This window comes from Caulobacter sp. D5 (genome assembly GCF_003185805.1).
In the GTDB taxonomy this organism is placed as follows: Bacteria; Pseudomonadota; Alphaproteobacteria; order Caulobacterales; family Caulobacteraceae; genus Caulobacter.
Map to the genome: position 1 here is coordinate 1 of NZ_QHJY01000232.1, position 9,008 is coordinate 9,008.

The window sequence follows — 9,008 nt, forward strand, 5'->3', positions numbered from 1 at the left end:
CGGAGCAGCCTCGGCGCGTTCGCGACGGCCGCGGCCGCTGCGTTCACCGCGCTCGCTTCGCTCGCCGCGTTCACGGCCCGGACGCTCGCCGCGGCCGCGACGGCGGTCGCCTTCGCGCGGCACGGTGACGGCGTCGCTGTAGTCGACGTCGATGACTTCTTCGACGGGCGTCGAGCCGATCAGCTTGACGACCTTGTCGAAGCCCTTGTCGTCGGCCGGGGTGACCAGCATGTAGGCGACGCCCGAGCGGCCGGCGCGGCCGGTGCGGCCGATGCGGTGCACATAGTCGTCGGCGTGGTGCGGGACGTCGTAGTTGAAGACGTGGCTGACGGCCGGGATGTCGAGGCCGCGGGCGGCGACGTCAGAGGCCACCAGGATTTTCAGAGAGCCGTCGCGGAAGGCCGCCAGGGTCTTCATGCGCTGGCTCTGGTCCAGGTCGCCGTGGATGGCGGCGGCGTCGAAGCCGTGCACCTTCAGCGACTTGGCGACGATGTCGACTTCGGTCTTGCGGTTGCAGAAGACGATGCCGGTTTCGGGCGCGGCCTTCTCGACGATGGTGCGCAGGGCCAGGCGCTTGGCCTTGGGGTCCGAGGACGGCACCTTGATCAGCAACTGGGTGATGTTGGCGTTGGTCGTGGCCGGCTTGGCGACCTCGATCCGCACCGGATCCTTCAGGAACTGCTTGGTGAGGCGCGTGATTTCCGGCGGCATCGTCGCCGAGAAGAACAGGGTCTGCTTCTTCGGCGGCGTCATCTTGAAGATGCGCTCGATGTCCGGGATGAAGCCCATGTCGAGCATGCGGTCGGCTTCGTCGACGACGAGGAACTGCACGCCCGTCATCAGCAGCTTGCCGCGCTCGAAGTGGTCGAGCAGGCGGCCCGGGGTGGCGATCAGCACGTCGACGCCGCGATCGAGCTTCTTTTCCTGGTCGCCGAACGAGACGCCGCCGATCAGCAGCGCCCACGAGAGCTTGGTGCCCTTGGCGTACTTCTCGAAGCTGGAGGCGACCTGGTCGGCCAGTTCGCGGGTCGGGGCGATGACCAGGGCGCGCGGCATGCGGGCCTTGGCGCGACCCGACTGCAGCTTGTCGATCAGCGGCAGGGTGAAGGCGGCGGTCTTGCCGGTGCCGGTCTGGGCGATGCCCAGGACGTCCTGACCGGCGAGGGCGACCGGGATCGCCTGGGCCTGGATCGGGGTGGCGGTCGTGTAGCCGGTGTCGGCGACCGCTTGAAGGGTCGTGGGCGAGAGCCCGAGATCGGAGAATTCTGTCATTTCACGCTGGTCTGAACTCGGAGCCGCCCGTGCTTGGGCGAGCGGGCGGCGCGGATTCGCCAGACCTGCTCCGAAGGTGGGGATAAATAGGCGCAATCGCCGCAAAGTCAATCTTCGCGGGGCCCGTGCGGCCTCAGGTGGGCCGCCGTGCGTCAGAGCGCAAGAGGAAGGGGTGGACGAGCGAGTCCAGGAGTGAGCGCCGCCCCAGTCCTTCCCCCGAAGGACGGGACCAGGACACGGGAGCCGTCCGTGAAGTCCTGGCGGGGCGGCGCTCCGCTCGGCGCCGCCAAAGGGGAGGAAGACGGCGCTGAGAAATCACTACTGGATTAGTATGGATTCGAGCGCGTCAGTTTTTCTAAGGAAGCTTTCAGCCGCGCGGCTCAGGGATGCGCATGCTGTTCAGCATTTCGCTTTCGGGTGGCTGCAGCTTTCCTGGCGGAAGCCGAGCGATCAGCGGCGCTGTCGCCGGTCGAGACCTCGCCGCCTTCCTTGCCGGCCTCGTGGGCCGCCGGATGGCTCGCCTCCTGGTCGCCGACGAAAGCCCGCGGCTCTGAAGACGGTCCGAACTTCAGCAGGAGGAAACGGGCCATGTCGGACTCCTCGGGCGACGGGTTTGGGGCGACGACGGATTATGAACGCTCGACCACGGTCTTGAGATTGAACAGACCCGTCTCGAAATCGCGGCCGATCATCTTGTCCATGTTGAACACGAGACCCATCAGCCGCGAGATGAACGGCGCGGGACCCGACATCGACCAGGTCACGCGCGTTACGTCGCCCTCGGGAACGGCGGTGAAGAGGGCGGTGTTGCTGGCCTTGAAGGGCTTTTCGAAATCGAGCGCGATGCGCACCTGGCGGCTCGCAGCCTCGTCGATGCGCATGCGGCCGGTCCCAGCCTTTTTGCCGGCCCAGGCATAGGTCGCGCCAACGCCGCGTTCGGCTCCGCCGTAGGTGCGTTGCAGGTCGGCGTCGAGGGTCTCGTAGGGCGACCAGCCCCGCCAGGCCTTGAAGTCGGAGACCTGGGCCAGCACCGCCTCGGGCGGGGCATTGACCAGGATCGAGCGCTCGACGCGGAAGGTCGGCGGACGCAGGGCGGCGGCGATCAGCAGGCCGGCGATCCCCAGCACGACGACGGCGGCGATGATCTTCAGCATCGGAAACTCCCTTGAAGGCGAGGCCCTTTTCCGGGCCGTTCGCGACGAGGACGTTCGAACTGTCAGCCGCCCGACACGGGCGCGTGATTTTTCTCCGCGCCAGCCTGCAGGAGATCGAGCTGTTGGCGAATATATACGGCCTCGGCCGCGCCTCCGGCCAGGGCGATGGCGCGTCCGAAGGCTTCGCGGGCGTCGTCGTCGCGGCCCAGCTGCTGGTTCAGGGCGCCGCGCAGGCCATGGAAGTGGAAGTAGCCTGAAAGACGCTCCTCCAGCGGGGCGATCATGGCCAGGGCGGCCTCGGGGCCGGCGACCTTGGAGACGGCGACCGCGCGATTGAGGGTGACGACGGGCGAGGGGGTCATGCGTTCCAGCACCGCGTACAGCAGGTCGATCTGGGCCCAGTCGGTGTCTTCGGGGCGCTCGGCGCGGGCGTGCAGGGCGGCGATGGCGGCCTGCGCCTGGTAGGGGCCGGGATCCCGGCGCAGCATGGCCTGGTCGAGCAGGGCCAGGCCCTCGTCGATCATCGGGCGGTTCCACCGCGACCGGTCCTGGTTCTCGAGCAGTACGACCAGGCCATCGGCGTCGAGCCGGGCGGGCGAGCGGGCGTGTTGCAGCAGCATCAGCGCCGTCAGCCCCATGACCTCGGCTTCGTCTGGAAACAGGGCCAGCAGCAGGCGCGACAGGCGGATGGCCTCGTCGCACAGCGGCCGCCGGGCGTCGGCCTCGGCCCCGCCGGCCGAATAGCCCTCGTTGAAGACCAGATAGACCATGGCCATGACCACCAGCAGCCGCTCGGCGCGCTCGGTCAGGCCGGGGGCTTCAAATGGCGTGTCGCCCTTGGCGATGCGGGCCTTGGCCCGGGTGATCCGCTGCTCCATCGCCGCCTCGCCGACCAGGAAGGCGCGGGCGATCTGGCGCACCGACAGGCCCGAGACGATGCGCAGGGCCAGGGCGATCTGCTGAGTGGCCGGCAGGTCGGGATGGCAGCAGACGAACAGCAGCCGCAGGATGTCGTCGCGCCAGTCGGCGCCGTCGATCCGCTCGGCCGCGGCCGCCTCGGCGTCGTCGAGGCCGGCCTGGAGGTCGGTCAGCACCTCGTCGGAGGGCAGGGCGGTCTGGCGGCCCCGCCGGCGGGCGGCGTCGACGCCGCTGTTGCGCCCGACCAGGATCAGCCAGGCGGTCGGATCGCGCGGCGGGCCTTTCTCCGGCCAGGACTTCAGGGCCCGCAGGCAGGCGTCCTGATAGGCTTCCTCGGCCGTATCGAGATCGCGGAAATAGCGCAGCAGGGCGGCCATGGCCCGGGGGCGGGCCGAGACGAGGGCGGCGTCGATCCAGTCGGGATCGGTCATCATCTAGCTCCACAACGCCGGCTGGACCGGCGACCCTCTGCTCCCAAAACAGATGCGCGGCCAGATGCGCCAGCGTCGTCCCGCATCTGATAGCAGAGAATGGCGTCGGGCATCCCGGTGTCTCCCGCGGCCGCGGCGCCGCTGGCCAAGGACGCAGGCCCCGGCTCATTGCCGACACCGCGGACACGAAAAAAGCCGCCGGGCGAACCCGGCGGCTTCTTCGACTGGATCAGGCGGGAGGCGTCATCCGCCTCCCGTAAATCAGAACCTGGGATCAGAACGCGTACTTCAGGCTGACCGTGTAGTTGCGCGGCGCGCCGTAGCGGTACTGGCTGTAGAAGCCGACCTGGCTGTAATAGGTCTCGTCGGTGAGGTTCTCGACGTTGGCCTGCACCGACAGGGCGTCGTTGATCTCGTAACGGGCCATCAGGCTGACCAGGGCGTAGGCCTTCTGCTCGAAGCTGTAGGCGCCGCCGGTCACCGGATTGGTCGAGGCCGTGTAGGCCTTGCTCATCCAGTTGACGCCGCCGCCGAGCGTCAGACCCTCCCACGCGCCGGGCAGTCGGTAGGTGGTGAACAGCTTCAGCAGTTGGCGCGGGTGGTCGGTGTTGACCTTGGCGCCGTCGGCGTCTTCGGCCTCGAACATGCTGTAGCTGAAGCTGACGTTCCAGTCGTCCAGCGGACGGCCGATGACTTCCAGCTCGAAGCCCTTGCTGGTCGCGCCTTCGGTCTGGAAGTAGGCGCGGGTGGTCGGCGTCACGTTGGGCACGTTGTGGGTCGAGTCCGGGTCCATCTGGCCCAGGTTGTCCTGCACGATGCGGAAGATCGCCACCGAGCTCTGCAGGCGGCCGCCGAAGTACGAGCTCTTCAGGCCGATCTCGGCGCTCTCGCCGGTGACCGGATCGAGATAGGCGCCGGTGATGTCGCGGTAGTTCTGCGGCTGGAAGATCTCGGTGTAGCTGGCGTAGATCCGATGATTGGGCGCCAGATCGTAGAGCGCGCCGGCATAGGGAATGAAAACGTTGTCGTCGCCGTAGTTCAGAGTCGCGCCCCAGTTGAGGCCGTTGCGCTCCCAGCTGGACAGGCGCCCGCCGGCGATCACCTTCAGGCGATCGCTGACGTTGAAGCGGGTCGAGGCATAGAAGCCGGTTTGCTTGGTTTCTTCATCGACGGCCTTGTAGCCGACGCTGGAGAAGCCCGGATCGGCCAGCGTGCCGTCCCAGGTGTAGAAGTTGCCGGCGTCCGGATAGGCGTTGGCCGCGAAGGTGGTGGTTTCGAGCGTCTGCTTGCTGTGCAGCGCGCCGACGACGAATTCGTGGCTGCGGCCGAACAGCGAGTAGTCGCCCTGCAGCTGGACGTCGATGCTGTTCTGGATGCTCTCGCCCTCGTCCTTGTAGGGGTACGAGTAGCTGGTCACGGTGGGATCGGATTCGCTGCGCCACGTGCCGGTGGCGTTGTCGATCAGGCCCGACAGGTACAGCAGCTTGGTCTTCTGGGCGTTGCGCAGCCAGTTGTAGTTGACCTTCAGCCGCCAGCCGTTGGCGAACTCGTGCGACAGGTTGGCGAAGATGTTCTGGTTGGTGGTGTCCCAGTAGCTCCACTTGGCCGAGGCCGTCTTGGATCGCGACCAGTTGGTCACCGAGCCGTCGGTGAAGAACGAGGGCAGGGCGCCCCAGGCCGGCGCGTTCGGGGCGCCCTGCTGGTGGCTGGCGCCGACGCGCAGCAGGGTGTTGGGGCCGAGGTCGGCGTCGACGACGCCGTAGATCACCGCCTTCTCGTTCTTGTAGAGGTCGATGTAGCTCTCGCCCGTCTGGTACTTGGCCACGGCGCGGCCGCGCACGGCGCCGTTGGCCGTCAGCGCGCCGCCGACGTCGGCCGAGATCTGGTAGTTGTTCCAGCTGCCGACGCCGGCGGTGACGTAGCCGGTGAAGTCGGCGCTGTCGGCGTGCTTGCGCACCAGGTTGATCGAGGCGCCAGGATCGCCGGCGCCGGTCAGCAGGCCGGTCGCGCCGCGCACGATCTCGACCCGTTCGTAGATCGAGACGTCGGCCGCGGTCTCGCCGGCGCCGCCGGCCAGGGTCCAGGCCGTGGGCACGCCGTCGATCTGGTAGTTGTTGATCTCGAAGCCGCGGGCGTTGAACGTGTTGCGCACGTCATCGACCTCGTTGGCCGACACGCCGGCGGCGGCGGTGACCACGTCGGCGACGGTCTGCAGGTTCTGGTCGAGGATGCGCTGGGCCGTCACGACGGTCACCGACTGCGGGGTCTCGAGCAGCGACAGACCAAGGCCCGTGGCCGTGTCGATACGTTCGTTGATCGTGTAGGAGCCGGTGACGACCACGCCCTCGACATCGGTGCTGTCGGTCGTCGTCTGGGCGAGAGCGGGCGCGGCGAACGCGAGGAAAGCGCCGCTCGCCAGCAGCGTGGTCTTCAGGAACATGGGCCACCCCTTCGTTGCGCCGCTTGCGATCACGCAAAGGGAGAGCGGCGCCAGATAATCCGGACGCCGACGGTGTCGGCGTCCGGCAGGCTATAGCGAGGGGAGGTCGGGAATGCAAATCACTCGCAATTGTATTTCGAATTGTCTCAGGGATAGCTGATCAGGTTCGCGTTGATGTGGTTCCAGGCCGCGCCCGTCCACGAAGCGCTGGCGACGGTGGCGTTGATCGAGACGCCGCCGATATCGACGACGTTGCTGGTGAAGTTGTCGCCGTTGCGCCACGCCCAGCGGGTGTAGAGCGTGTAGTCCTGGCCGTCGTGACGCACGTCGACATAGAGGTCGGCGTCGGACTCCACCTTGTGGTGATGCACCGTGACCACCTTGGTCTCGACATTCGGCGTGATGGCGAGCGTCGCCGAATGGTCGCCCCAGGCGTCGAACGCCGCGTCGGTGTACCAGGAGGTATAGACCAGCACCTGGCCGTGAGTGATGGGGTTGAGCTGCACGTTGAGCCGTGACGAGATCAGGTAGTTCTGCAGCGTGGCGGCCGTCATCGTTTCCAGTTGGCCGACGCTGAGGCTGTTGATGGCGTTCTGGCCGGCGCTGGCGGCCGACAGCAGGGCGCCGAGGACGCCGCGTTGGGCCGGAATGGCGAAGTCGTTGCTGTGCAGCATGCTCTGGCAGGTGCCGATCAGGTAGTCGAGCTCCAGATACTCGGCCGACAACTGCATCAGGTTGGCCATGCAGCTGTCGAGGCTGAGGGCGTCCGGCTGCTGGATTGCGTTCAGGGCCGTCTGGATGTCGTCGAACTGGTCCCAGGTCACGCAGATGAACGTGACGGCGGCGCCGCTTACCCCGGGAGCCGAGTTGGCGATCAGGGCGAGGTTTTCAGCGGCCTTGAGCAACCCGTCGGGATCGGTGCTGGCGAAGACGCCCGTGTTGGCGCCCACCGCGGCGGAGGAGGAGGTCAGGGTGTAGAGGGTGCTGGTCGCGGTCAGTCCAGCATTGAACGAGACGTCGATCGAGCCGCCCATGCCGAAGCCCTTGGCCGAAGCCGACAGCGCGGCCGCCATGGTTTCCTTGTCGGTCGACGAACTGGTGTCGATCTTGATGTAGCCGCTGAAGGACCCGCCGTAGGACACCCCGATCACGCAATGGGTGCCGTAGGTCGCGAGGAAGGCGGCGGGGCCCTGGGTCTTGAGCAGGCTCAGGGCCGCCGGATCGACCTTGGCCGAAGCGATGTCGAGATAGACGTCCACCGAGCGCATGTCGCGGGTGACCACGTAGGTCAGCGAGGTGTCGCTGGAGGCGTGCTGGCTGGCATAGGCCATGCTCGCCGTGGCCGACCAGGAAAGGCCTGAGACCGACACGCTGGCCTTGGTGCTGAGGAAGCTGCTGTAGTCGGCGCTGGACTTGATGACCGTGGCCTGCCGGTTGTCCAGGCTGCGCTGCGTCGGCTTCTGCTTGGTGAAGCTGGCCAGGGCGTGCGGACCGACGACGATCCCGCCGGTGATGCAGTTGATCCCAAAGCCCCAGATGGTGTCCGCGCGCGTCTGGTCGGCGCCGATTTCGAGGGTCGAGGTGAAGTTGGGCATGCGGCGCTCCCCTGGCGCTGATCGCGGCGCATCGGCCGCTGGACTGTCGATGACATCGAGCAGGGAGCCGACAAGGGACGCCGTATCGTCGCCGCCACGGTGGTGCGGCGTCCCTTGCCCTCGTGCGCCCCCCACGGCGCTGATTTCCGTGTTTCAGGAACCTCGGCGCCGGCGCTCGCGCCCGGCGTCGCCGGGCCGCCATTAGTTGCCGCGCTGGCGTTCGCGGAGCAATGTTCGCCCCGTCGCAAGATATGATGACGCCGACTCGCGCGGGCTCTGCGATTCCTTGCATGGCTTGGGCGCGGCGTGGATTCAGAGCAGGGCGGGGGGACAGGAATGGACGCCGAGGCGACGTCGCGGAACGTTCCGATGCTGCGGGTCGTCCTGGTCGAGGACGACGCCGCGTTCCAGGAGGCTTTTCGAAAGGCCCTGGCCGACGCGCCGGACCTGGCGATCGCCAGCGTGGCGGCCACTGTGGCCCAGGCGCGCGCGCTGCTGGCCGGACCGGCAGCCGACGCGCTGGTGGTGGACCTGGGCTTGCCCGACGGCTCGGGCATCGACGTCATTCGCGAGGCCCACACCCGCTGGCCGGACTGCGCGATCATGGTGGCGACCACCTTCGCCGACGAGCATCACGTCATCGCCTCGATCGAAGCCGGGGCCAGCGGCTACCTGCTCAAGGACAGCCCGCTGCCGGCCATCGCCCAGGACATCCGCGTGCTGCACGGCGGCGGCAGCCCGATCAGCCCGCGCATCGCCCGCCAGGTGCTGATGCGCTTCCGCCCCGACGAGCAGCGGGCCGACGAGCAGCGGGGCGCGCGGCCGGCGGAGGAGGGCGCCGTCGCCGACAAGGGCGCGGTTCCCAGCCTGTCGGAGCGCGAGAAGGAGACGCTGCAGCTGATCACCCGCGGCTTCTCGTTCGACGAGATCGCCGAACTGATGGGCATATCGCGCAACACCGTGCTGACCTTCGTGCGGCGCATCTACACCAAGCTCGAGGTCCGCTCGAAGACCGAGGCGGTGTTCGAGGCCCGCGCCCATGGCCTTCTCTGACCGCGCGGCGGCCTCGAGCCGCTGGGCGCCGCTGATCGCGCTGGCCCTGGCGGGGCTGGTCGCGATCGGCCTCGCTTTGGCCGTGCAGGCCAGGGCCGGCGGCGCGCGGATCACCACCGCGCGGCTGACCTCCATCGCGACGCTG

7 protein-coding genes and 1 tRNA gene are annotated in these 9,008 nt (G+C 68.0%); 1 reads left to right on the plus strand and 7 read right to left on the minus strand.

Annotated elements, in window-relative coordinates; all coding sequences use genetic code 11:
• The 7 genes from DMC18_RS15640 to DMC18_RS15665 form a co-directional block, all read right to left on the minus strand.
• The coding region (locus DMC18_RS15640) for a DEAD/DEAH box helicase (protein ID WP_110133079.1) at positions 1 to 1,272 on the minus strand (1,272 nt) is incomplete at its 3' end.
• Between the two features lie 380 nt (positions 1,273 to 1,652).
• Positions 1,653 to 1,862, minus strand: coding sequence for a hypothetical protein (locus DMC18_RS26605; protein ID WP_199228518.1), 210 nt, complete (start codon positions 1,860 to 1,862; stop codon positions 1,653 to 1,655).
• A gap of 39 nt (positions 1,863 to 1,901) precedes the next feature.
• Positions 1,902 to 2,426, minus strand: a complete 525-nt coding sequence (locus tag DMC18_RS15650) for an SRPBCC family protein (protein ID WP_110120543.1) — start codon at positions 2,424 to 2,426, stop codon at positions 1,902 to 1,904.
• Positions 2,427 to 2,488: 62 nt separating this feature from the next.
• On the minus strand, positions 2,489 to 3,775 hold the full coding sequence (locus tag DMC18_RS15655; RefSeq protein WP_110133080.1) for an RNA polymerase sigma factor: 1,287 nt from the start codon (positions 3,773 to 3,775) through the stop codon (positions 2,489 to 2,491).
• A tRNA-Pro gene (locus DMC18_RS26080) sits at positions 3,737 to 3,857 on the minus strand. Before DMC18_RS26080 ends, DMC18_RS15655 begins: the two co-directional genes overlap by 39 nt.
• A gap of 192 nt (positions 3,858 to 4,049) precedes the next feature.
• On the minus strand, positions 4,050 to 6,215 hold the full coding sequence (locus tag DMC18_RS15660) for a TonB-dependent siderophore receptor (RefSeq protein WP_110120545.1): 2,166 nt from the start codon (positions 6,213 to 6,215) through the stop codon (positions 4,050 to 4,052).
• 146 nt (positions 6,216 to 6,361) lie between these two features.
• Positions 6,362 to 7,810, minus strand: a complete 1,449-nt coding sequence (locus tag DMC18_RS15665) for an MAC/perforin domain-containing protein (RefSeq protein ID WP_110120546.1) — start codon at positions 7,808 to 7,810, stop codon at positions 6,362 to 6,364.
• 369 nt (positions 7,811 to 8,179) lie between these two features.
• On the opposite strand from DMC18_RS15665, the gene DMC18_RS15670 reads away from it, so the two are divergent.
• Positions 8,180 to 8,863 carry a response regulator transcription factor gene (locus DMC18_RS15670; RefSeq protein ID WP_199228519.1) on the plus strand — a complete coding sequence of 228 codons (684 nt, stop codon included), beginning with the start codon at positions 8,180 to 8,182 and terminating at the stop codon, positions 8,861 to 8,863.
• Positions 8,864 to 9,008: the final 145 nt, after the last annotated feature.

Bases quoted from the DNA above. Each gene is read 5' to 3' on its own strand.
- DMC18_RS15670 (WP_199228519.1), top strand. From the start codon at position 8,180: ATGCTGCGGGTCGTCCTGGTCGAGGACGACGCCGCGTTCCAGGAGGCT.
- DMC18_RS15660 (WP_110120545.1), bottom strand. From the start codon at position 6,215: ATGTTCCTGAAGACCACGCTGCTGGCGAGCGGCGCTTTCCTCGCGTTC.
- DMC18_RS15650 (WP_110120543.1), bottom strand. From the start codon at position 2,426: ATGCTGAAGATCATCGCCGCCGTCGTCGTGCTGGGGATCGCCGGCCTG.
- DMC18_RS15655 (WP_110133080.1), bottom strand. From the start codon at position 3,775: ATGACCGATCCCGACTGGATCGACGCCGCCCTCGTCTCGGCCCGCCCC.
- DMC18_RS26605 (WP_199228518.1), bottom strand. From the start codon at position 1,862: ATGGCCCGTTTCCTCCTGCTGAAGTTCGGACCGTCTTCAGAGCCGCGG.
- DMC18_RS15665 (WP_110120546.1), bottom strand. From the start codon at position 7,810: ATGCCCAACTTCACCTCGACCCTCGAAATCGGCGCCGACCAGACGCGC.